The following is a 21439-nucleotide window of genomic DNA, read 5'->3' on the forward strand; positions in this document are numbered from 1 at the left end:
CCAGGTTGCCCCGATCGACATTTACCGGTGAATCGGGGTGACTCGGGCGCCCCGAGCAAGATCTTCAGCAGTCTCCTAGGCGTATTGCCCTGTGTGGTCGTCACACTTCCGGCCTGGCGGGTCAGGGCTGGGCCGGGGGCGCGGTGTTCCGCCGCAGCCAGTCGTGGAGTACGGCGTAGTCGGCGGGCGTCAGGCCTCGGGTGGGGTCGACACGGTGGAGGAGGGCGCGGCCCGGGTGATGCGCGGACACCCAGGACCGATCGGCCGGGGTGATCTCGTCATCCACCCAGACGAAGGAGCGGCCCGTCGCCCAGGACACGATGGTTCGGGTCTTCCAGTGGAGACCCCGCCGTCCGTCGCGCTCGTCCACCGCGGACGGCTCCGGCCAGACCACCACGTCCAGCGGGGGCAGACCGAGGAGGGGAGCGAGGTAGTCGTTCGCGTCGGCCATCCAGGTCGTGGCCCAGACCGGGGTGCAGGGCAGCGCCGACAGCCGGGCGCCGTGGGCGGGATCGAGCCGGGACAGGAGCAGATGCGCGGCGAGGCCGGCCGGGAGGCGGGCCACCAGGCGGGCCGGGTGCGAGGACGGGGGACCGCCGAAGGGGATCAGGGGGCCGTCCACGTCGAGGAAGAGCAGCGGGCGCTCCCTGGAGACGCTCCGGGCGGTCAGCTGGACGCCTCGGCGGTGAGGCGGAGGCGGGCGTACTCCTCGGCCATGGTCTCGGCGGTCCAGTGGGCGTTGAGGCCGCTCGGATTCGGCAGCGCCCAGATACGGGTGGGGCCGATGGTCCGGTCCTGGGGGCCGATCTGGGCTCGGCGCTCGCCGAAAGCCGTGCGGTAGGCGGTCACGCCGACCACGGCCAGCCAGTCGGGGCGCAGGAGTTCCACCTTGGCCGTCAGCAGGCGGCCGCCCTCCAGGAACTCCTCGGCGCCGAGTTCGTCGGCGCGGGCGGTGGCCCGGGCCACGACGTTGGTGATGCCCAGCCGGTAGGTGAGCAGTTCCTCCTGCTCCGCCGGTGCCAGGCGGCGCGGGGTGAAGCCCGACAGGTGCAGGACCGGCCAGAAGCGGTTGCCGGGGCGGGCGAAGTGGTGGCCCGTCGCGGCGGACAGGAGGCCCGGATTGATCCCGCAGAACAGCACGCGCAAACCGCCCGCGACCACATCCGGGAGGATGCGGTCACGGGCGGCGGCCAGCTCTTCGGGGGTCAGAGGATCGACCCCGGGGTGTAGCCCGCGGCTTCCGGGTGGGCCTTGGTGATCTCCTCGATGCGGGAGACCACCACGGCGACCTGGTCGCCCGCCGCGCCCGTGAAGGACAGCTTGTCGGCCATCAGGGCGTCGAGCTGAGCGCGGTCCAGCGGCATGCGCTCGTCGGCGGCCAGCTTCTCGAGCAGTTCGTTGCGCTCGGCGCCCTGCTCGCGCATGGCGAGCGCGGAGGCCACCGCGTGCTCCTTGATGACCTCGTGGGCGGCCTCGCGGCCCACCCCGGCCCGTACCGCGCCCATCAGGACCTTGGTGGTGGCCAGGAAGGGGAGGTAGCGGTCCAGCTCGCGGGCGACGACCGCCGGGAAGGCGCCGAACTCGTCCAGAACGGTCAGGAAGGTCTCCAGCAGGCCGTCGAAGGCGAAGAACGCGTCCGGCAGCGCGATGCGGCGGACCACGGAGCAGGAGACGTCGCCCTCGTTCCAGGTGTCGCCCGCCAGCTCACCGGTCATCGAGGCATAGCCGCGCAGGATGACCATCAGGCCGTTCACGCGCTCGCAGGAGCGGGTGTTCATCTTGTGCGGCATCGCGGAGGACCCGACCTGGCCGGGCTTGAAGCCCTCGGTGACCAGTTCGTGGCCCGCCATCAGGCGGATGGTCTTCGCGATCGACGAGGGGGCGGCGGCGAGCTGCACCAGCGCGGTGACCACGTCGTAGTCGAGGGAGCGCGGGTAGACCTGGCCGACGGAGGTGAAGGCGTGCGCGAAACCGAGGTGGCCCGCGATGCGCTGCTCCAGGTCGGCGAGCTTCGCGGTGTCGCCGCCCAGCAGGTCGAGCATGTCCTGGGAGGTGCCGACCGGGCCCTTGATCCCGCGCAGCGGGTAGCGCTCCAGCAGGTCCTCCAGGCGGCCGTAGGCGACGAGCAGCTCGTCGGCGGCGGTGGCGAAGCGCTTGCCCAGGGTCGTGGCCTGCGCTGCGACGTTGTGCGAGCGCCCGGCCATGACCAGCTCGGCGTGCTCGGCGGCGAGCTTGCCGAGGCGGGCCAGCACGGCGACCGTGCGATCGCGGGCCAGTTCCAGGGAGAGCCGGATCTGGAGCTGCTCGACGTTCTCGGTCAGGTCGCGGGAGGTCATGCCCTTGTGCACGTGCTCGTGACCGGCGAGGGCATTGAACTCCTCGATCCGGGCCTTCACGTCGTGCCGGGTGACCTTCTCGCGCTCCGCGATGGAGGCCAGGTCGACCTGCTCCAGGACGCGCTCGTAGTCGGCGAGGGCCGCGTCGGGGACCTCGATGCCGAGGTCCTTCTGGGCGCGCAGCACGGCGAGCCACAGCCGCCGCTCCAGCGTCACCTTGTACTCGGGGGACCACAGGACGGCGAGCTCCGCGGAGGCGTAGCGGCCGGCCAGGACATTGGGGATGCGGGGCTTGGCAGTCACGTGGAGGGATTCTACTTGCGGTTCCGCTGTGTGTTTACGCAGGTGGGTGCCCCGCCCCCGGTTGTGGCTTGCTACGAGAGCGGCGGCGGCGTGTCACAGCAGTCGCTCGCCCGTCCCCGCGCCGAACGGCAGGAGTTCCGGGCGCTTCGCCGGACGGCCGTCTCCCGAGGAGCGGCCCGAGAGGCGGCGGCCGATCCAGGGGAGCAGGTGCTCGCGGGCGAAGCGCGCGTCATGGGCGCGCCGGACGGCCCAGCCCGGGGGCACCGAGTCCGCGAGCGGGACGCGCCAGTCCTCCTCCGGCGGCAGCCCCAGGGCCTGCCACACGGCCTCGGCGACCCGGCGGTGCCCCTCGCCGGTCAGGTGCAGCCGGTCGGCGTGCCAGAGCCGGGGATCCCCGAGCACCTCGGCGCCGTACAGGTCGACGAGGACGGCGTCGTGCCGCGCGGCCAGTTCCCCGATGATGACGAACAGTTCTTCCATGCGCGGACGGAAACGTTCCATCACCGGCCCCCGGCGGCCCGGGGAGCGCATCAGGACGAGCCGCCCGCACGAGGGGGCCAGCGTCTCCACGGCCGCCTCCAGGTGGCCGCGTACCCGGCCCATGTCCACCTTGGGGCGCAGGGCGTCGTTCAACCCGCCCACCAGGGTCACCACGTCGGCGCCCATCGCGGCGGCGACGGGCGCCTGCTCCTCGGCGATCTGCCCGATCAGCTTGCCGCGCACCGCGAGGTTCGCATAGCGGAAACCGGGCTCGCGGGCCGCCAGGCGGGCGGCGAGCAGGTCGGCCCAGCCGCGGTAGGAGCCGTCCGGCAGCTCGTCCGACATACCTTCAGTGAAGGAGTCGCCGACCGCGACAAGACTCGTGTAAGACGCATTCATCTCCATGGCGGAGCGATGTTACCGCGCGGTTCCCGGGTCCTGCGAGTAAGCGCCCGGGAACCGCGCCACACATCCGCGGGGGTCGTTACGCGGCCGCCGGGTTCCCGAACAGCTCGCGCAGCACGTCCTCCATTGTGACCAGCCCCGCCATCACCCCGTCCGTCCCGAGCACCGCTGCCAGATGGGTGCGGCTGCGCCGCATGGCGGTCAGTACGTCGTCCAGCGGGGCCTCGGCGCGCACCTGGGCGATCGGCCGCAGCGCCGCGACCGAGAAGGGCTCGTCGCGCGCGCTCACGTCCAGGGCGTCCTTGACGTGCAGGTAGCCGAGGATCTTCTGCTGCGCGTCGAGCACCGGGAACCGCGAGTACCCGGAATCGGCGGAGAGCAGCTCCAGCCCCTCGGGCGTGATGCCCTCCCCGGCCGCGACCACCCGGTCCACGGGCAGCGCGACCTCCTTCACCGGCCTGCGCCCCAGTTCCAGGGCGTCGCGCAGCCGCTCGCTCGCCCGGTAGTCCAGGAGCCCCGCGTCGGTGGAGTCCTTGACGATCCGCGCCAGCTCGTCGTCCGAGAAGGTCGCGGCGACCTCGCCCTTCACGTCGACCCGCAGCAGCCGCAGCAGCATGTTCGCGAAGGTGTTGATCGCGAAGATCACCGGCCTCAGCGCCCGCGTCAGCGCGACCAGCGGCGGACCGAGCAGCAGGGCCGTACGGACCGGCTCGGCCAGCGCCACGTTCTTCGGCAGCATCTCGCCGAAGAGCATGTGCAGGTACGTCGCCAGCGCCAGCGCGATCACGAAGGAGATCGCGTGCGTCAGCCCCGCGGGCACCCCGAAGACGTCGAACACCGGGGTCAGCAGGTGGGCGATGGCGGGCTCGGCCACCACACCGAGCACCAGGGTGCACAAGGTGATGCCTAGCTGGGCCGCCGCCATCAGCGCCGATACGTGCTCCAGGCCCCACAGCACGGCCTTGGCCCGCCGGTCGCCCTGTTCGGCAAACGGCTCGATCTGGCTGCGCCGGACCGAGATCAGCGCGAACTCCGCGCCGACGAAGAAGGCGTTGACGACCAGGGTCGCCAGGCCGATCAGCAGTTGGATCGCGGTCATCGGCCCTCCTCCGGACGCGGGTCGCCCTTCTTGCCCTGTTTCCTGCCCGAGCCCTCGCGCGCCTCGTCGGCGGGCTCCGCCACCGGCTCGTGCAGCAGCACCCGCGCGGCCCGGCGTCCCCGGTCGTCGACGACGTCGAGCTGCCATCCGCTCAGCTGCAGGCTGTCGCCGACCTCCGGGATCCGGCCCAGCTCGGCCGCCATCAGACCCGCCAGGGTCTCGTACGGCCCGTCGGGGACCCGTAGCCCTATCCGCTCCAGCTGGTCGGTGCGGGCGGCGCCGTCGGCCGAGTAGAGCCCGCGCCCCGCGTCGTCCGTACCCGCCGGGGCCAGATCGGACGTCTCGTGCGGGTCGTGCTCGTCGCGGACCTGGCCGACGACCTCCTCGACGATGTCCTCCAGCGTGGCCACACCGGCCGTGCCGCCGTACTCGTCGATCACCACGGCCATCGTCTGCTTGCCGGACAGCCGGTCGAGCAGCCGGTCCACGGTCAGTGACTCGGGGACGAGCAGCGGCTCGCGCAGCAGCTTCGACACCGGGTAGCGGTGCCGGTCGGCGGCGGGCAGCGCCAGCACGTCCTTGATGTGGACGGTGCCGACGACGCTGTCGAGGCTGCCCCGGTAGACGGGGAAGCGGGACAGGCCGGTGGCCATGGTCGCGTTCGCCACGTCCTCCGCCGTCGTCTGCAGGTCCAGCGCGGTGACCTGGACCCGTGGGGTCATCACGTTCTCCGCGGTCAGGTCGGCCAGGTTCAGGGTCCGCACGAACAGTTCGGCGGTGTCCTTCTCCAGCGCGCCCGCCTTCGCGGAGTGCCGCGCCAGGGCCACCAGCTCCTGCGGGCTGCGCGCGGAGGCCAGCTCCTCGGCCGGTTCCAGACCGAATCGGCGTACCAGGTGGTTGGCGGTGGTGTTCAGGTGGCGGATCAGCGGCTTGAAGGCCCGGCTGAACATTCGCTGCGCGGTCGCCACACGCTTGGCGACGGCCAGCGGGGAGGAGATCGCCCAGTTCTTGGGCACCAGCTCGCCGACGACCATCAGGACGACGGTCGACAGGGCGGTGCCCAGGATCAGGGCGGTGGAGGCAGCGGCTCCGGCGGGCAGCCCCATGGCCTCGAACGGGCCCTTGAGCAGGGACGAGATCGAGGGCTTGGAGATCATGCCGATGACCAGGCCGGTCACGGTGATGCCGAGCTGGGCGCCGGAGAGCTGGAACGTCAGGCTGCGTACGGCGGCCAAGGCGCTGTCGGCCCCGCGCTCGCCGCGCTCGACGGCTCGTTCCAGTTCGCTGCGCTCGATGGTCGTCAGTGAGAACTCCGCCGCGACGAAGACACCGCACGCGAGGCAGAGCAGCAGTGCGACAACGAGCAGAAGCACTTCGGTCATCGGTTCACCTCCGTCCCATGATCAGACAGGAGGAGGGGTGTCGCACGGTGTCGGGTACTGGGAGGCTCGCCCATGGGCGGACGCTCACACCTTTCGATTCGAGGAGAACGGTTCTCCCCAGGGTAAAGGACGGGCAAAGTGTGCGCATCACCCGGTCGGACGATATGCCCGGCCGCCCCCGTGCGCCATCCCGGCCGTACGGTCGCCCCGCGGCCGGACCACGCCCGCCCTACGCCGGGCCGAACGGCTTGACCCAGCGGCGCCAGTGGTCCTCCCGGTGGTACCCGGCCGCCGCCCACGCCCGCTGCGCCCGCTCGTTCGCGACCAGCACCATCGCGTCGCCGCGTCGGCCGCCCACGGCCAGGAACCGCCGCTCGGCCGCGTCCAGGAGCGCCGTCCCGACCCCCCGCCGCCGGTACGACGCGAGCACCGCCAGCCGGTACAGGGAGCACCGCCAGCCGTCGTAGCCCGCGATGACGGTCCCGACGAGGAGCCCGTCCGCCTCGGCGAGGAGCAGGGCGCCGGGATCGCGGCCGACGAGCCGGGTCACCCCGGCCACGTCGTCCGTGATGGAGGTGCCCTCCGCGGCTTCCTTCCAGAAGGCCAGCACGGCTTCGGCCTCGGCCGCGCCGGCGGCCCGCACGCTCAGATCGATCATGGTCCCGAGCAAACACGCGCGCTCAGCCGTACGCAATGGCAGGCCGGCCGCAACCCCCGCCGCTCAGTCGTCGGACCTGCGGGCCGAGCCGATCACGCAGTACGACGTCGGAAGGGCCGGCCCGCGCTCCGGTACCCGCACCCCGCGCTGGGAGACGATCCGGAACCCGGCCGCCTCGACCGCGGCGAGCGTGTCCCGGGCCGTGTGGCAGCCGCCGAACAGCCTCGGCCACACCGTCCGGTCCAGCGCGCGCTGCACCCCGGCCATGGTGGGCCCGGGCGCCAGCCCGTGCTCGAAGAACCGCAGTTCACCGCCCGGTCGGATGACCCGGTGCAGCTCCCCGAGGGAGCGCGGCAGGTCCCGAACGGTGCACAGCACCAGGGAGGCCACGGCAGCGTCGAAGGCCTCGCTCTTGACCGGGAGGGCCTCGGCGGCGCCCGGTACGACGTCCACCGGCACCTCCGCGCGCATCGCCGCGGCGGACGCGAGGCGGCGCAGGGTCCGTTCCGGTTCGACCGCGACCACCTCGCAGACGGCGCGCGGATAGTGGGCGAAGTTCAGCCCGTTGCCCGCGCCGATCTCGATGATCCGGCCGGAGAGGCCGTGCAGCAGCTCCTCGCGCAGGGCGGCGAGTCCGCCGCGGACGTCGGCCTGGACGCTCAGCCGGGCGTAGAAACGGGCGAACACGGGATGGTGGACGGCGTCCCGGGGCAGTGCCTGACGGGGGCGCGGAGACATGACGAACCTCCTAGAGCGGACGTACGCATGCCTACAGTCTCCCCCCGCCGCGCCCCGTCATCCCCTCCGGCGCGTCGGGACACCGGGGACCGGACGGATCAGGCCGGACCGCGCCAGGCCGGACCGTGCCGGTCCGCGTCGCCGGCCGCGTCGCCGGCCGCGTCAGGCCCAGGCGCGCAGGAAGCGCTCCGCCGACCAGCCGCCGCCCAGCGCCGGGGCGAGCCAGGAGGGGGCGGCGGTACGGAACGACGCCGGATCCAGGGATCCGGAGCCCTGCGGTACGGCCCCGATCAGCGGCAGGCCCGACACCGCGGGCAGGTCGGCCAGGTTGCAACGGGAGGCCAGGTCGGGCGCGCCCGGCCAACTGCCCACCACGATCCCCAGGCCCGTCAGCTCCCGGGCCCGCAGGGCCTCGGCCGTCAGCGCGGCGGAGTTCAGGGTGCCGAGCCCGGCGGGGGCCACCACCAGCACCGGAGCCCCCAGCAGCCGGGCCGCGTCGGCGAGCGTGTGGCCCGCCGCGTCGAAGCGTACGAGCAGCCCGCCCGCGCCCTCGACGAGGACGAGGTCGTGCTCCGCGGCCAGCTTCTCCGCGGCCTCGGCCACCTCGGCGGGGGTGACCGGGGCCAGCCCGGACCGCCGCGCCGCGGTGTCCGGAGCCAGCGGCTCCGGGTAGCGGGCCAGCTCCAGCGTGGTCACGCCGGCGCCCGCGAGCCGGGCCACCTCCGCCGCGTCACCGGGCTCGCCAGGAGCGACCCCGGTCTGCGCGGGTTTGAGCACCGCCACCGAACGCCCCGCGGCCACCGCGGCCGCCGCGATCGCCGAGGTGACGACCGTCTTGCCGATCTCGGTGCCGGTCCCGGAGACCACCACCACACCGGCCGGACCCACCGGGACCGCTCCCGTACCCGTGTCCATCGAAGCGTTCAGCCTTCCCGCGCCGCCGCGCACACCGCGCGGCAGATCCGTGCGACGTCCCCGTCACCTGTCACATACGGCGGCATGGTGTAGATCAGGTCCCGGAACGGGCGCAGCCACACGCCCTCCCGCACCGCCGCCCGGGTCGCCGCCGCCATGTCCACGTCGTGGTCCAGCTGGACCACGCCGATCGCGCCGAGTACCCGTACGTCCTTCACCCCGGGCAGCCCGGCCGCCGGAGCCAGCCCCTCCAGCAGCCCGGCCCCGATCCGCTCGACCTCACGCGCCCAGTCCTGGGAGAGCAGCAGGTCCAGCGAGGCCAGCGCCACCGACGCGGCCAGCGGATTGCCCATGAACGTCGGCCCGTGGGCCAGCACCGGCACCTCGCCCCGCGAGATCCCGTCCGCCACCCGGGCCGTGCACAGCGTCGCCGACAGGGTCAGGTAACCGCCGGTCAGGGCCTTGCCCACGCACATCACGTCCGGGGTGATGCCCGCGTGGTCCGCCGCGAAGAGGGCGCCCGTGCGCCCGAACCCGGTCGCGATCTCGTCCAGGATCAGGAGCACGCCGTACTCGTCGCACAGCTCCCGCAGCACGCGCAGGTAGCCGGGGGAGTGGAAGCGCATGCCGCCCGCGCCCTGCACCACCGGCTCCACGATCACCGCGGCCAGTTCGTCCGCGTGCGCGGAGACCAGGGAGCGCAGGTGGGCGACGTACGCCGGGTCCAGGGGCGCGTCGAAACCGGCGGGCGGCTCGTCCGCGAAGAGCTGCCGCGGCAGCATGCCCGACCACAGCTCGTGCATCCCGCCCTCGGGATCGCACACCGCCATCGGCTGCCAGGTGTCCCCGTGGTAGCCGCCGCGCCAGGTCAGCAGCCGGGTCTTGCCCGTGCGGCCCAGCGAACGCCAGTACTGGAGGCACATCTTCACCGCGACCTCGACCGCGACCGACCCGGAGTCGGCGAGGAAGACGTGCTCCAGGCCGGACGGGGAGATCTCGACGAGCTTCGCGGCGAGCCGGACGGCGGGCTCGTGGGTGAGCCCGCCGAACATCACGTGCGACATCCGGCCCAACTGGTCCCGCGCGGCCTCGTTGAGCACCGGGTGGTTGTAGCCGTGGATGGCCGACCACCAGGAGGACATGCCGTCGACCAGCTCGTCCTGCCCCTCGGAGGGCTGGGCGAGCCGGAGCCGGACGCCCGCGGCGGAGGAGACGACCAGCGGCTCCTGCCGCCCGGGCATCGGTCCGTACGGGTGCCAGACGTGCTGCCGGTCCAGCGCGAGCAGCTCGGCGGCGGGCAGCGGGTCGTACAGGTGGTGCTGATCAGGCATTGGGGGCGAGATCCGTCCCCGCGCCACGGCGGCGCACGGCCACCAGGTCCGACCGCACGTCGCCCGCCTCGGCCTGAGCCCCCGCCGGGGCGGGAACCACCGCCGCGACCGGCTCCTCCCGCGCGTGGCCGGAGCAGCCGCCGCACGCCGAGCCGCAGCCCGCCGCGCCGGCGTCGGACGAGGCGTCCGAAGCGGACGAACCGCATACGGAAGCCCCCGCGCCGCCGCCGTGCGAGCCGCAGCCCCCGGCCTGCGCGTCGGAGCGGTGCGCGGGCAGGGTCGACGTACCGGCGCCCTCCACCTCGAAACCGGCGTCCGCGATCATGTCGAGGTCGGCCTGACCGGCCTGGCCCTCGCTGGTGAGGTAGTCGCCCAGGAAGATCGAGTTGACCAGGTGCAGGGCGAGCGGCTGCATCGTGCGCAGGTGCACCTCGCGCCCGCCCGCGAGGCGGACCTCGACGTCGGGGCAGACGAAGCGGACCATCGCGAGGATCCGCAGCGCGCGCTGGGGGGTGAGGTTCCACTCCTTGGCGAGCGGGGTGCCCTCGAACGGGATCAGGAAGTTGACCGGCACCGAGTCCGGGTCCAGCTCGCGCAGCGAGTAGACGACGTCGACGAGGTCCTCGTCGCTCTCGCCCATGCCCGCGATCAGGCCGGAGCAGGCGGACAGGCCCGCCGCGTGCGCCTTCTGCACGGTGTCCACGCGGTCCGCGTAGGTGTGGGTCTTCGTGATCGCCCCGTACGTCGCCTCGGACGTGTTGAGGTTGTGGTTGTAGGCGTCGGCGCCCGCGTCGCGCAGCCGCTCCGCCTGGCCGTCCGACAGCAGACCCAGGCAGGCGCAGACCTCGACGTCCTCGTTCTGCTCCTTGATCGCGGCGATGGTCTTGCCGACCCGCTCCACGTCCCGGTCCGTCGGCCCGCGGCCGCTCGCGACCAGGCACACCCGCTTCGCGCCGCCCGCGACCCCGGCCGCGGCGGCCTGGGAGGCCTCCTCCGGTTTCAGCCAGGTGTACTTCAGGATCTCCGCCTTCGAACCCAGGCGCTGGGAACAGTAGGAGCAGTCCTCCGGGCACAGGCCCGACTTCAGGTTGACCAGGTAGTTCAGCTTGACCCGACGCCCGAACCACTGGCGGCGCACCTTGCCGGCCGCGGCCACCACGTCGAGCAGTTCGTCGTCAGAGGTCGCCAGCACGGCGAGTGCCTCTTCGCGGGTCGGCAGCTCGCGCCGCAGCCCCTTGTCCACCAGGGTGTTCAGCAGGTCCATGACGCCGATCCTGGACCACACGACCACTCCCGGCCAAGGAGAGATCGCACAACATGGCCGGAACGTTGTGTGTGTATCGCCACACCTGACGCAGGTGTCACCGGCGGCTAGGGTCAGGCGGGTCTGTGGACTGCCGACAAAACCCGAGGACCCGCCGATGCTCCAGCACACCCCCGACCCCGCCGACGTCTTCGCCTGGACCGACGAAGCGGAGCGGTCCAGGGAGCGCGCCGGGCTGGTCCGGACGCTGCGTCCGCGCCCCGCTTCCTCGCCCCTGCTCGACCTCGCGAGCAACGACTACCTCGGCCTCTCCCGCCACCCCGGGACCATTCGGGGCGCGGCCGAGGCGGCCGTGCGCTGGGGAGCCGGGGCCACCGGATCCCGGCTGGTCACCGGCACGACCGAGCTCCACGGGGAGCTGGAGCGCGCGCTCGCCGCGTTCTGCGGGTTCGAGGCCGCGCTCGTGCTGTCCTCCGGGTACGCCGCCAACCTCGCGGCCGTCACCGCGCTCGGTGACCGGGACTCGCTGGTCGTCTCCGATGCCGGGAACCACGCCTCGATCGTCGACGGCTGCCGTCTCGCGCGGGCCCGGACCGAGGTGATCCCGCACGCCGATCCGGAGGCCGCGCGCAAGGCGCTGGCCGGGCATCCGGGGCGGGCGCTGCTGGTCAGCGACTCGGTGTTCTCGGTGGACGGGGACGCGGCGCCGCTCGCCGGGTACGCCGCCGCCTGCCGGGAGTCCGGCGCGGCCCTGGTCGTGGACGACGCGCACGGGCTCGGGGTGCTCGGCGAGGGGGGCCGCGGCGCGCTGCACGCGGCCGGGCTCGCGGGCGCGCCCGACGTGGTCGCGACGCTGACCCTCTCGAAGTCGCTGGGCAGCCAGGGCGGGGCGGTCCTGGGACCGGCCAGGGTGATCCGGCACCTGATCAACACCGCCCGGACCTTCATCTTCGACACCGGACTGGCCCCGGCCGCCGCGGGCGCCGCCCTCGCGAGCCTGCGCCTGCTCCAGCGGGAACCGGAACGCGCGGCCCGGGCCCGGGAGGTGGCCACCCTGCTGTACGGACGGCTCACGGCGTCCGGCCTGACCGCGGCCCGGCCGGACGCGGCCGTGGTGTCGGTACGGGCCCCGTCGGCCGCGGCGGCACTGCGCTGGGCCGCCGACTGCCGCGAGGCGGGACTGTCCGTGGGGTGCTTCCGGCCGCCGTCCGTGCCGGACGGCATCTCCCGGCTGCGGCTGACCGCCCGGGGGGATCTCACGGGGGAGGAGATCACCCGGGCCGTGGACACGATCGTGAGCACCGCGCCCGCCGGAGCCACGGACCACTGAACCGCCGCGAGGGGCGGTTACCGGGCGAGGTCCGCCCGTACCAGGGTGAGGAAACCGTCCCAGGCGGGCCCGGTGAAGAGCACGGCCGGGCCGTCCGACCGCTTGGAGTCGCGGACGGCCAGCAGGCCGCCGCTGAGGACGGCGGTTTCCACGCAGTTGTTCATTCCGGTGCTGCGGCTGCTGCGCCGCCACCGCGCGCTGTTCAGAAGTCCGCTGGTGGACAAGGGGGTTGCGGACACGGGGGTGCCTCCTTACGCGTCGTCAGCGAGTGCGCTGATCAGATCCGACGAGTCCTGGGGCGGGAGGGCGTGCGCCTGAATGGTGCGGAACGCGGCGCTGTACGCCTCTAGGTCTTCCTTCCGCTCCAGATAGAGGCTACTCGTCAAATGGTCGAGTACGACCACATCCAGATCGGCGATGTTCGGAAATGAGAAAATTACGAACGGTCCGGTCAGGCCGAGATGCCCCCCCACCCTGAACGGCAGTACCTGGAGCCGCACTTGGGGCAGCCGCGCCACCTCCACCAGGTACCGCAGCTGCTCCTCCATCACCCCCGGACCCCCGATCTGCCGCCGCAGCACCGCCTCGTCGAGCACCGCGCTCAGCTCCAGCGGCGGATCCGTCCGCAGAACCGACTGCCGGGCCAGCCGTACGTCGACCAGCGCGTCCACCTTCGGCTCCGGCAGCCCCCCGAGCGCGGCCCGGGTCACCGCCCGGGCGTAGGCGGGGGTCTGGAGCAGCCCCGGGACCACCGACAGCTCCACCGTGCGCGCCGAGCGGGCCCCGGCCTCCAGGCTGATGAAGTCCCGGTACTCCTGCGGCAGCAGCCCCCGGTAGTCGTGCCACCACTGGGGGCCGCGCCCGATCTCGCCGCCGCCGCTGCCCGTTCCGGTTCCGGTTCCGCTTCCGGGTCCGGCCGCCGAGGCCGACAGCGCCTCCAGCAGCGCGCGCTGCTGGTCGCCCACGCCCCCGTACGCGTCGAGCAGGAGCCGGACGTCCTCGGGCTTCACGCCACTGCGGCCGGTCTCGATCCGGCTGATCTTCGACTGGTGCCATCCGACGATCCGGGCCGCCTCACCACTGGTGAGTCCGGACCGGTCGCGCAAGGCGCGCAGTTCCTCGCCGAGCTTGCGCCTGCGTACCGCGGGACCATGCTGCACACCCGCCTCCTTCCACCGGCACAGCTCGCACCAGTCTGCCGTCCAAATACGCTCTTCCGTAGCAGAGTTCACCGCAACGAGCGACAGATATATGCAGATCTTGGGTGAACGGCAGCCGGAGCGGGACAATGAATGGCACTCTGGCGCTCAGCACAGATCCGGGGCATTGCGCTCCGGTGGGAAAGGGACCGCGCCATGGCAGACCACCTGGAAGCATCCGTCACCCTGCCGAGCGATCCCGCCTCGGTCTCCATGGCCCGCCGCTACGTGGCGGACGTGCTCAGTGGATGGGGACTTCCCGATGACGCCGACACCGCGGACACCGTCCGGCTGATCGTCTCGGAACTCGCCACGAACGCGGTGCAGCACACCTTCGGGCAGTCGCCGACCTTCACGGTCGATGTCCGGCTGGAGCGCGAGGAGACCCTCCGGGTGGGTGTGACCGACAGCCACCCGCGCTGGCCCAAGCGGCTCCCGGCAGCGGTCCAGCAGGACAACGGCCGGGGCATGGTGATCATCCGCTGGCTCGCCGCGGAATCGGGCGGCCGGCTCTCGGTCAGCCCGACCGAGGACGGCGGCAAGACCGTGTGGATCGCCCTGCCCTGGACCGTCCCCGCCGTGCAGCAGTTCTGACGGGAGCGCTCCGGGGTCCGGGTGGTCTTCACGGGCGTCCAGGCGGTCTTCGCGGGTCCGCGCGGCCCGGCACGCCCCAGCCGACTAGCCGAGCCCGCGCTCGGAGGCGCTGCGCTCTATGCACAGCTCGTTGCCCTCGGGGTCGGTCAGCGTGACCCAGCCGGTGCCGTCCGCGCGGCGATGGTCGCCGAACACCTTCGCGCCGAGGCCGACCAGACGCTCCACGGTCTCGTCGCGCGTGCCCGTGGGAGGTGAGATGTCCAGGTGTACCCGGTTCTTCACGCTCTTGGCGTCGGGGACCTGGACGAACAGCAGCCCCGGCACGCCCGGCTGGTCGGTGGTCAGCAGGATCTCGGAGTCGCCCTCGACGTCGTCCGCCTGCATGGCGTAGCCGGTGACGGCCGACCAGAAGGCGGCGACCTTGTAGGGGTCGAGGGCGTCGAAGGTGATATGGCGTACGGGGTTGTAGTACACGGTTCTCCCTTTCCGGGGGCGGGTCGCCCGCCGTCAACCTACCTCCGTATACGACGCGGACCCCGGGCATTTACGGCCCCCGAACCCGGTCCCCGGTGGAAACGTGAGTTAACGCGACGGAAAACTCGGCGCCCTAGCGTGGCCCGGGTCCAGCTCCGGAGCGCGGGCCGGACGCGGGCTCCTGGCGTCTGTATTCAGCCAAGACCTGGCAAAGCAACGGTGTGTGGCGCTCAAAGTCTTGCCCCCGGTTGGGCAAGAACTGCTTGAGCCGCATAAGAGCAGGTCAACAGAGTGTTGAAGGCGGATAGGGTCTCGCACGGCGCGCAGTTGATCATGTCCAGAAACCGGGTGATACGGGTGCAACTCACACCGCATGAGCAGGAAAGACTCCTCATTCACGTGGCGGCCGACGTGGCCGAGAAGCGAAGGGCGCGCGGGGTGCTCCTCAACCACCCCGAGGTGATCGCACTGATCACCACCCACATTCTCGAAGGGGCCCGCGACGGGCGGACCGTGGCCGAACTCATGGCCTCCGGACGGACCGTGCTGACCAGGGCGGAGGTCATGGAGGGCATCCCCGAGATGATCCACGACGTCCAGGTCGAGGCCACGTTCCCCGACGGGACCAAGCTCGTCACCGTCCACGACCCCATCGTCTGAGAGGGAGTACCCGCATGATCCCCGGCGAGATCCGCTTCGGGGACGGGCCGGTGCGCCTCAACGAGGGCCGCGCCGTCACCCGTCTCACCGTGCTCAACGCCGCCGACCGGCCCGTCCAGGTCGGCTCCCACTACCACTTCGCCGAGGTCAACCCCGGCCTCGACTTCGACCGTTCGGCCGCCCACGGGCTCCGGCTGAACATCGCCGCCGGTACGGCGGTCCGCTTCGAGCCGGGCATCCCGGTCGCGGTGGAACTCGTACCGCTGGCGGGGCTGCGCACCGTGCCGGGCCTGCGCGGGGAAACGGGAGGGCCGCTCGATGGCTGAGCTGTCGCGTCAGGAGTACGCCGACCTGTTCGGGCCCACCGCGGGTGACCGGATCCGGCTGGCCGACACCGACCTCTTCGTAGAGATCGAGGAGGACCTCAGCGGAGGCCCCGGACGCTCCGGCGACGAAGCGGTCTTCGGCGGCGGCAAGGTGATCCGCGAATCGATGGGCCAGGCCCGCACCACGCGCGCCGAGGGCGCCCCCGACACGGTGATCACCGGCGCGGTCGTGCTGGACCACTGGGGCATCGTGAAGGCCGACATCGGCATGCGCGACGGCCGGATCTGCGGGATCGGCAAGGCGGGTAACCCCGACACCATGGACGGGGTGCACCCCGCCCTGATCATCGGCCCCGAGACCGAGATCATCGCAGGCAACGGGAAGATCATCACCGCGGGCGGCATCGACACCCACGTCCACTTCATCTCGCCGACCATCATCGACGAGGCCCTCGCCTCCGGCATCACCACCCTCGTCGGCGGCGGCACCGGACCCGCCGAGGGCTCGAAGGCGACCACCGTCACCCCCGGCCGCTGGCACCTGGGCCGGATGTTCGCCGCGCTGGAGAACGCCCCGGTCAACATCGGGCTCCTGGGCAAGGGCACCACCATGTCCCGCGACGCCATGTACGCGCAGCTGCGCGGCGGCGCGCTCGGGTTCAAGATCCACGAGGACTGGGGGGCCACTCCCGCCGTCATAGACGCCTGCCTGAGCGTCTGCGACGAGACCGGGGCCCAGGTCGCCATCCACACCGACACTCTCAACGAGGCGGGCTTCGTCGCCGACACCCTCGCGGCCATCGGCGGGCGGACCATCCACTCGTACCACACCGAGGGGGCGGGCGGCGGGCACGCGCCCGACATCATCACCGTGGTCTCGGAGCCGAACATCCTGCCCAGCTCGACCAACCCGACCCGGCCGCACACCGTCAACACCATCGAGGAACACCTCGACATGCTGATGGTCTGCCACCACCTCAACCCCGCCGTTCCCGAGGACCTCGCCTTCGCCGAGTCCCGGATCAGGCCCTCCACCATCGCCGCCGAGGACGTCCTGCACGACCTGGGTGCCATCTCGATCATCTCCTCCGACGCCCAGGCGATGGGCCGGATCGGCGAGGTCGTCATGCGCACCTGGCAGACCGCGCACGTGATGAAGAAGCGTCGCGGCTTCCTGCCCGGCGACGGCCCCGCCGACAACCACCGGGCCCGCCGTTACGTCGCCAAGTACACGATCAACCCGGCCGTCGCCCAGGGCCTCGCCCGCGAGGTCGGCTCGGTCGAACCGGGCAAGCTCGCCGACCTGGTGATGTGGACGCCCGCCTTCTTCGGGGTCAAGCCCGAGGTGGTCATCAAGGGCGGCCAGATCGCGTACGCGCAGATGGGCGACGCCAACGGCTCCATCCCCACCCCCCAGCCGGTGCTGCCCCGCCCGATGTTCGGCGCCACCGGCCGCTCGCCGGCCTACAACTCGCTCAACTTCACCTCCCAGCCGGCCATCGACGACGGCCTGCCCGAACGTCTGGGCCTTGGCAAGGAGTTCGTCGCGATCGAGAGCACCCGCAAGGTCACCAAGGAGGACATGCGCAACAACGACGCGCGCCCGCGCGTCGAGGTCGACGCCGACACCTTCACGGTGACCATCGACGGCGAAGCCGTGGAACCCGCCCCCGCGGCGGAACTCCCCATGGCCCAGCGCTACTTCCTCTTCTAGATGAGGGGCTTCCTCCGATGAGCCGCGCCGCGCTGCTCGTCCTCGCCGACGGCCGCTTCCCCGCCGGAGGCCACGCGCACTCCGGCGGGGCCGAGGCCGCCGTCAAGGCGGGCCGGATCCACGACGACGTCACCCTCGAAGCGTTCTGCCGCGGCAGGCTGCGCACCGCTGGGCTCGTCGCGGCGGCCCTCGCCGCCGCGGCCGCCCTCGGCATGGATCCCGCCGTCCTGGACGCCGCGGCCGACGCCCGTACGCCGTCCCCCGCACTGCGGGCCGCGGCGCGCAGGCTCGGCCGCCAGTTGCTCCGGGCCGCCCGGGCCACCTGGCCCTCGCCGGAACTCGAAGCGGTGGCGGCCGCGTTCCCGCGCGGGGCCCACCAGCCCGTGGTGCTCGGCGTCACCGCCCGAGCCGCCGGGCTCGGGCCGCTCGACACCGCCCACGTGGCGGCGTACGAGGCCGTCGGGGGACCGGCGACCGCGACCGTACGGCTCCTGGGCCTAGACCCCTTCGAGGCCAGCGGGGTGCTCGCCCGCCTCGCCCCGGCCCTGGACGAGGTGGCCGCGCAGGCCGCCGACGCCGCGCGGCTCGCGCTCTCGGCCGGAGTGGAGGCCCTGCCCGCCTGCTCCTCCCCGCTGCTGGAGATCGCCGCCGAAGCCCACGCGGGCTGGCCCGTCCGGCTCTTCGCCTCCTGAGCCGCCCGAGGCTCCTAGCCTCCTGAGCTGTCCGAGCCGCCCGCTCCTCCTGCCCCGATCGACCTCCCCAAGGAGCTTCCATGCACCTCGACCACGCAGGCACCTTCCCGCACCGGCACTCCCACAGCGCCGCGCCGCTGCGCGCCGACGGCTCCCGCCGCGCCCTGCGCATCGGACTCGGCGGCCCCGTCGGCTCCGGCAAGACCGCCACCGTCGCCGCACTCTGCCGGGCGCTGCGGGCGGAGTTCTCGATGGCCGTCGTCACCAACGACATCTACACCCGCGAGGACGCCGAGTTCCTGCTCCGCGAGGCCGTGCTGCCGCCCGAGCGGATCGCCGCCGTGGAGACCGGGGCCTGCCCGCACACCGCGATCCGCGACGACATCTCCGCCAACCTGGAGGCGGTGGAGGAGCTGGAGGACGCGATCGGCCCGCTGGACCTGGTGCTCGTCGAATCCGGCGGCGACAACCTGACCGCCACCTTCTCCCGCGGGCTGGTCGACGCCCAGATCTTCGTCATCGACGTGGCGGGCGGCGACGACATCCCGCGCAAGGGCGGCCCCGGCGTGACCACCGCCGACCTGCTCATCGTCAACAAGACCGACCTCGCCCCCTACGTCGGTTCCGACCTGGACCGGATGGCCCGGGACGCCGCCGAGCAGCGTGGTGAACTCCCCGTCGCCTTCCAGTCGCTGCGCGGCCCGCAGGGCGTGGCCCCGGTGGCCGACTGGGTGCGCGGGAACCTCGCGGCCTGGAGCGCCCGGTGAGCACCGCCGCCCCGGCCGCCCCGTCCGCGGCCCCCGCCCCGGAGGTTGCGGCCGTCGGTCTGCGGGCCACCGCCCGCATCCGCGCGGTCGCCGACGGCCGCGGCGGCACCGCCCTGCCCCTGCTCCGCGGAGAGGGCCCCTTCGCGCTGCGCCGTACCCGGGGGAGTGACCCCGCCGAGGCCCGGGTCACCCTGGTCGGCGCGATGAGCGCGCCCCTGGGCGGGGACCACCTCACCATCGAGGCCGCCGCGGGCCCCGGCGCCCGGCTGGCCCTGGGGACCGCCGCCGCCACCCTGGCGCTGCCCGGCCGGGGCGGGGCGCCCGCTCTGTACGAGACCTTCCTGACCCTGGAGGAGGGCGCGGCCGTGCGCTGGCTGCCCGAGCAGCTCGTCTCGGTCAAGGGCAGCGACCTGTGGGTGCGCACCCGGGTCGAGCTGGCCCCCACCGCCCGGCTGGTGCTGCGCGAGGAGCAGGTGCTCGGGCGGGCCGGTGAGGTGCCGGGCCTGCTGCGCAGCAGGCTGACCGTGAACCGGGGCGGGGCGCCGCTGCTGGACCAGGAACTCGCCTGCGGGCCCGGGGCCCCGGACGGCTGGGACGGCCCGGCCGGGCTCGCCGGAGCCCGGGCCGTCGGTCAACTCCTCATCGTGGACCCGGCCTTCGCGGAGCACCCGCCCGCCGCCGCCATGCTGGGCGAACGGGCGGTGCTCACCCCGCTCGCGGGGCCCGCCCTCCTCGTGACGGCCCTGGCCCCGAACGCGTTGGCGCTGCGCGTGCTGCTGGACGACGTATGCCGGACGTACGCCTGGTAGCGGGTGCCCGGTAAAGCCGGGACGAACCAGGACACCGCTCAGCGGTACACCTCAATCCGGATATCGGGTTGGCAAAGAACGCGACCGCGCACTGTTGTCGCGTGGAGTTCAGGCGCGAAGATCCCCCTGCACGTCGTCCGAAGTCGGCCGCCCACGGCGGCACCTGACGCAGGGGGAACAACCACGTGATACGCACCGCAGCGCTGGGGAGCGCTGCCACTCTGATCGCCGGCACGCTCACGGCGGGCCTCGTCATGGCCACACCCGCCGCGGCCTCCGACAGCCGTTCCTACGGGATCCCGGAAGCGGTGGGCGTCCAGCTCGCCGCCGCCCGCGCGGCCCACACCGGGATCGACTGGAAGGCCTGTCCGGCCGACTGGGGTTTTGAAGCTCCCATCCAGTGCGGCTGGGTGAAGGTCCCGCTCGACTACACCAAGCCGTTCGGCAAGACCATCGACATCGCGGTGGACCGGATCGGCAGCACCGGCACTCCGCAGGAGCGCCAGGGCGCCCTCATCTACAACCCCGGCGGCCCCGGCGGTTCCGGCATGCGCTTCCCGCGCCGGGTCACCACCAAGAGCCCGCTCTGGGTGAACACCTCCAAGGCGTACGACTTCGTGGGCTTCGACCCCCGCGGCGTCGGCCACTCCGCGCCGATCTCCTGCATCGACCCGCAGGAGTTCGTCAAGGTTCCCAAGGCCGATCCGGTCCCGGACTCGGTGGCCGACAAGAACGCGCAGCGCAAGCTGGCCGCCGAGTACGCGGACGGCTGCAAGGAGCGCAGCGGCGAGATGCTGCCGCAGATGACCACGCCGAACACCGCGCGTGACCTCGACGTCATCCGCGCCGCCCTCGGCGAGAAGAAGCTGAACTACCTCGGCGTCTCCTACGGCACCTACCTCGGCGGGGTCTACGCGACCCTGTTCCCGACCCACGTGCGCCGCATGATCGTCGACTCCGTGGTCAACCCCGACCAGGACAACATCTGGTACGAGGCCAACCTCGGCCAGGACGTGGCCTTCCAGGGCCGCTGGAACGACTGGCAGGACTGGGTCGCCAAGAACGACGCGGTCTTCCACATCGGCGACACGCGCGCCAAGGTCCAGGCCCAGTACGAGACCCTGCGTGCCAAGGCCAAGGCCAACCCGATCGGCGGGCTCGTCGGTCCGGCCGAGCTGATCGGCTTCTTCCAGAGCGCCCCGTACTACGACTCCTCCTGGGTGCCCGTCGCCCAGACCTTCAGCGCCTACCTCGCCGGTAACACCCAGGCGCTGGTCGACGCGATCGCCCCGGACATGGCGGACACGAAGGCCAACGCGACGGCGGAGAACGGCAACGCCGTCTACACCGCGGTCGAGTGCGCCGACGCCAAGTGGCCCACCAGCTGGGCCAAGTGGGACCGCGACAACACCGCGCTGCACCAGAAGTACCCCTTCCTGACCTGGTCCAACGCGTGGATGAACCTTCCCTGCGCGACCTGGAGGGCCAAGCAGTCCACCCCGATCGAGGTCGGCGCGAAGCGCGGGCTGCCCCCGGTGCTGATCGTCCAGTCCGAGCGGGACGCGGCCACGCCGTACGAGGGCGCGGTCTCGATGCACAAGCGGCTGGCCGGTTCGCGTCTGATCACCGAGCAGAACGCGGGCTCGCACGGTGTCACCAGCCTGGTGAACCCCTGCATCAACACCCGGGTGGACACCTACCTGCTCACCGGCAAGGTCGACGCGAAGGACGTGACGTGCGGTCCGCACGCCACCCCGGTCGCCCCGGTCCCGGCCGCCGCGAAGTCGCTCGCCAAGACCCCGGCGTCCGACCTCCCGGCGCTGGAGGAGCTCCCGGCCGTCCGCTAGGAGACTGCTGAAGATCTTGCTCGGGGCGCCCGAGTCACCCCGATTCACCGGTAAATGTCGATCGGGGCAACCTGGTGCAAGCCGGGCGCGTTTCCAAGATCTTCAGGACACTCCTA

At 72.6% G+C, this 21439-nt stretch carries 23 protein-coding genes; 9 read left to right on the forward strand and 14 right to left on the reverse strand.

Annotation, left to right across the window (positions count from 1 at the left end; translation table 11 throughout):
* Nucleotides 1-121: 121 nt before the first annotated feature.
* From QMF80_RS22695 to bioB, 11 genes are all read right to left on the reverse strand, one after another.
* Nucleotides 122-670, reverse strand: a complete 549-nt coding sequence (locus QMF80_RS22695) for an HAD domain-containing protein (protein ID WP_283456185.1) — start codon at nt 668-670, stop codon at nt 122-124.
* Nucleotides 667-1209, reverse strand: coding sequence for a G/U mismatch-specific DNA glycosylase (gene mug / locus QMF80_RS22700; RefSeq protein WP_283456186.1), 543 nt, complete (start codon nt 1207-1209; stop codon nt 667-669). The genes QMF80_RS22695 and mug overlap by 4 nt, the downstream gene beginning before the upstream one ends.
* Nucleotides 1206-2639 carry an adenylosuccinate lyase gene (gene purB / locus QMF80_RS22705; RefSeq protein WP_283456058.1) on the reverse strand — a complete coding sequence of 478 codons (1434 nt, stop codon included), beginning with the start codon at nt 2637-2639 and terminating at the stop codon, nt 1206-1208. Before purB ends, mug begins: the two co-directional genes overlap by 4 nt.
* Before the next feature lie 93 nt (nt 2640-2732).
* Nucleotides 2733-3524: an SGNH/GDSL hydrolase family protein gene (locus QMF80_RS22710; RefSeq protein WP_283456059.1), complete on the reverse strand. Its 792-nt coding sequence runs from the start codon at nt 3522-3524 to the stop codon at nt 2733-2735.
* 79 nt (nt 3525-3603) lie between these two features.
* The gene (locus tag QMF80_RS22715) at nt 3604-4623 is read right to left on the reverse strand and encodes a hemolysin family protein (RefSeq protein WP_283456061.1); all 1020 of its coding nucleotides are present in this window, start codon (nt 4621-4623) and stop codon (nt 3604-3606) included.
* Entirely contained in the window at nt 4620-6005 is a 1386-nt protein-coding gene (locus QMF80_RS22720) for a hemolysin family protein (protein ID WP_283456063.1), read from the reverse strand. The genes QMF80_RS22715 and QMF80_RS22720 overlap by 4 nt, the downstream gene beginning before the upstream one ends.
* A 229-nt stretch (nt 6006-6234) precedes the next feature.
* Nucleotides 6235-6663, reverse strand: a complete 429-nt coding sequence (locus QMF80_RS22725; protein WP_283456065.1) for a GNAT family N-acetyltransferase — start codon at nt 6661-6663, stop codon at nt 6235-6237.
* Between the two features lie 63 nt (nt 6664-6726).
* Complete coding sequence (locus QMF80_RS22730; RefSeq protein WP_283456067.1) at nt 6727-7401, reverse strand: class I SAM-dependent methyltransferase; 675 nt, start codon at nt 7399-7401, stop codon at nt 6727-6729.
* 162 nt (nt 7402-7563) lie between these two features.
* A complete protein-coding gene (gene bioD, locus QMF80_RS22735; protein ID WP_283456069.1) occupies nt 7564-8316 on the reverse strand; it encodes a dethiobiotin synthase in 753 nt (250 codons plus the stop codon).
* An 8-nt stretch (nt 8317-8324) separates the two neighbouring features.
* Nucleotides 8325-9647 carry an adenosylmethionine--8-amino-7-oxononanoate transaminase gene (locus QMF80_RS22740; protein ID WP_283456071.1) on the reverse strand — a complete coding sequence of 441 codons (1323 nt, stop codon included), beginning with the start codon at nt 9645-9647 and terminating at the stop codon, nt 8325-8327.
* Nucleotides 9640-10911 (reverse strand): biotin synthase BioB, encoded by a 1272-nt coding sequence (bioB, locus tag QMF80_RS22745; RefSeq protein WP_283456073.1) that lies wholly within the window; start codon nt 10909-10911, stop codon nt 9640-9642. The genes QMF80_RS22740 and bioB overlap by 8 nt, the downstream gene beginning before the upstream one ends.
* Before the next feature lie 157 nt (nt 10912-11068).
* Between bioB and QMF80_RS22750 the strand changes: the two genes are divergently transcribed.
* Nucleotides 11069-12241 (forward strand): 8-amino-7-oxononanoate synthase, encoded by a 1173-nt coding sequence (locus tag QMF80_RS22750; RefSeq protein ID WP_283456075.1) that lies wholly within the window; start codon nt 11069-11071, stop codon nt 12239-12241.
* Between the two features lie 17 nt (nt 12242-12258).
* Here the strand turns inward: QMF80_RS22750 and QMF80_RS22755 are convergent, their stop codons facing one another.
* Together QMF80_RS22755 and QMF80_RS22760 are read right to left on the reverse strand one after the other, a co-directional pair.
* Complete coding sequence (locus QMF80_RS22755) at nt 12259-12480, reverse strand: DUF397 domain-containing protein (protein ID WP_283456077.1); 222 nt, start codon at nt 12478-12480, stop codon at nt 12259-12261.
* A gap of 12 nt (nt 12481-12492) precedes the next feature.
* Nucleotides 12493-13401 carry a helix-turn-helix domain-containing protein gene (locus QMF80_RS22760; RefSeq protein ID WP_283456079.1) on the reverse strand — a complete coding sequence of 303 codons (909 nt, stop codon included), beginning with the start codon at nt 13399-13401 and terminating at the stop codon, nt 12493-12495.
* 195 nt (nt 13402-13596) lie between these two features.
* Here QMF80_RS22760 and QMF80_RS22765 point away from each other — a divergent pair, with 195 nt between their 5' ends.
* A complete protein-coding gene (locus tag QMF80_RS22765; protein ID WP_283456081.1) occupies nt 13597-14034 on the forward strand; it encodes an ATP-binding protein in 438 nt (145 codons plus the stop codon).
* A gap of 84 nt (nt 14035-14118) precedes the next feature.
* Here the strand turns inward: QMF80_RS22765 and QMF80_RS22770 are convergent, their stop codons facing one another.
* On the reverse strand, nt 14119-14508 hold the full coding sequence (locus QMF80_RS22770; protein WP_283456083.1) for a VOC family protein: 390 nt from the start codon (nt 14506-14508) through the stop codon (nt 14119-14121).
* A 357-nt stretch (nt 14509-14865) separates the two neighbouring features.
* Between QMF80_RS22770 and QMF80_RS22775 the strand changes: the two genes are divergently transcribed.
* The 7 genes from QMF80_RS22775 to QMF80_RS22805 all read left to right on the forward strand — a co-directional run bounded on the left by QMF80_RS22775 (nt 14866) and on the right by QMF80_RS22805 (nt 21323).
* Nucleotides 14866-15168 (forward strand): urease subunit gamma, encoded by a 303-nt coding sequence (locus QMF80_RS22775; RefSeq protein WP_283456084.1) that lies wholly within the window; start codon nt 14866-14868, stop codon nt 15166-15168.
* Between the two features lie 14 nt (nt 15169-15182).
* Nucleotides 15183-15494, forward strand: a complete 312-nt coding sequence (locus tag QMF80_RS22780; RefSeq protein ID WP_283456086.1) for an urease subunit beta — start codon at nt 15183-15185, stop codon at nt 15492-15494.
* Entirely contained in the window at nt 15487-17208 is a 1722-nt protein-coding gene (locus QMF80_RS22785; RefSeq protein ID WP_283456088.1) for an urease subunit alpha, read from the forward strand. The genes QMF80_RS22780 and QMF80_RS22785 overlap by 8 nt, the downstream gene beginning before the upstream one ends.
* A gap of 17 nt (nt 17209-17225) precedes the next feature.
* Nucleotides 17226-17900 (forward strand): urease accessory protein UreF, encoded by a 675-nt coding sequence (locus tag QMF80_RS22790; RefSeq protein WP_283456090.1) that lies wholly within the window; start codon nt 17226-17228, stop codon nt 17898-17900.
* Between the two features lie 80 nt (nt 17901-17980).
* Nucleotides 17981-18667 (forward strand): urease accessory protein UreG, encoded by a 687-nt coding sequence (gene ureG / locus QMF80_RS22795; protein ID WP_283456092.1) that lies wholly within the window; start codon nt 17981-17983, stop codon nt 18665-18667.
* Nucleotides 18664-19476, forward strand: coding sequence for an urease accessory protein UreD (locus tag QMF80_RS22800; protein ID WP_283456094.1), 813 nt, complete (start codon nt 18664-18666; stop codon nt 19474-19476). The genes ureG and QMF80_RS22800 overlap by 4 nt, the downstream gene beginning before the upstream one ends.
* A 254-nt stretch (nt 19477-19730) precedes the next feature.
* The gene (locus QMF80_RS22805) at nt 19731-21323 is read left to right on the forward strand and encodes an alpha/beta hydrolase (protein ID WP_283456188.1); all 1593 of its coding nucleotides are present in this window, start codon (nt 19731-19733) and stop codon (nt 21321-21323) included.
* Nucleotides 21324-21439: the final 116 nt, after the last annotated feature.

The sequence above is a fragment of the Streptomyces sp. G-G2 genome (assembly GCF_030063135.1).
Lineage (GTDB): Bacteria > Actinomycetota > Actinomycetes > Streptomycetales > Streptomycetaceae > Streptomyces.

Excerpts from the sequence above, each read along its gene's own strand:
- QMF80_RS22725 (WP_283456065.1), bottom strand. The coding sequence starts at position 6,663 with ATGATCGATCTGAGCGTGCGGGCCGCCGGCGCGGCCGAGGCCGAAGCC.
- QMF80_RS22720 (WP_283456063.1), bottom strand. The coding sequence starts at position 6,005 with ATGACCGAAGTGCTTCTGCTCGTTGTCGCACTGCTGCTCTGCCTCGCG.
- QMF80_RS22740 (WP_283456071.1), bottom strand. The coding sequence starts at position 9,647 with ATGCCTGATCAGCACCACCTGTACGACCCGCTGCCCGCCGCCGAGCTG.
- QMF80_RS22805 (WP_283456188.1), top strand. The coding sequence starts at position 19,731 with ATGGCCACACCCGCCGCGGCCTCCGACAGCCGTTCCTACGGGATCCCG.
- bioB (WP_283456073.1), bottom strand. The coding sequence starts at position 10,911 with ATGGACCTGCTGAACACCCTGGTGGACAAGGGGCTGCGGCGCGAGCTG.
- QMF80_RS22785 (WP_283456088.1), top strand. The coding sequence starts at position 15,487 with ATGGCTGAGCTGTCGCGTCAGGAGTACGCCGACCTGTTCGGGCCCACC.
- QMF80_RS22765 (WP_283456081.1), top strand. The coding sequence starts at position 13,597 with ATGGCAGACCACCTGGAAGCATCCGTCACCCTGCCGAGCGATCCCGCC.
- QMF80_RS22750 (WP_283456075.1), top strand. The coding sequence starts at position 11,069 with ATGCTCCAGCACACCCCCGACCCCGCCGACGTCTTCGCCTGGACCGAC.
- QMF80_RS22730 (WP_283456067.1), bottom strand. The coding sequence starts at position 7,401 with ATGTCTCCGCGCCCCCGTCAGGCACTGCCCCGGGACGCCGTCCACCAT.
- QMF80_RS22790 (WP_283456090.1), top strand. The coding sequence starts at position 17,226 with ATGAGCCGCGCCGCGCTGCTCGTCCTCGCCGACGGCCGCTTCCCCGCC.
- bioD (WP_283456069.1), bottom strand. The coding sequence starts at position 8,316 with ATGGACACGGGTACGGGAGCGGTCCCGGTGGGTCCGGCCGGTGTGGTG.
- QMF80_RS22780 (WP_283456086.1), top strand. The coding sequence starts at position 15,183 with ATGATCCCCGGCGAGATCCGCTTCGGGGACGGGCCGGTGCGCCTCAAC.
- QMF80_RS22710 (WP_283456059.1), bottom strand. The coding sequence starts at position 3,524 with ATGGAGATGAATGCGTCTTACACGAGTCTTGTCGCGGTCGGCGACTCC.
- ureG (WP_283456092.1), top strand. The coding sequence starts at position 17,981 with ATGCACCTCGACCACGCAGGCACCTTCCCGCACCGGCACTCCCACAGC.
- QMF80_RS22715 (WP_283456061.1), bottom strand. The coding sequence starts at position 4,623 with ATGACCGCGATCCAACTGCTGATCGGCCTGGCGACCCTGGTCGTCAAC.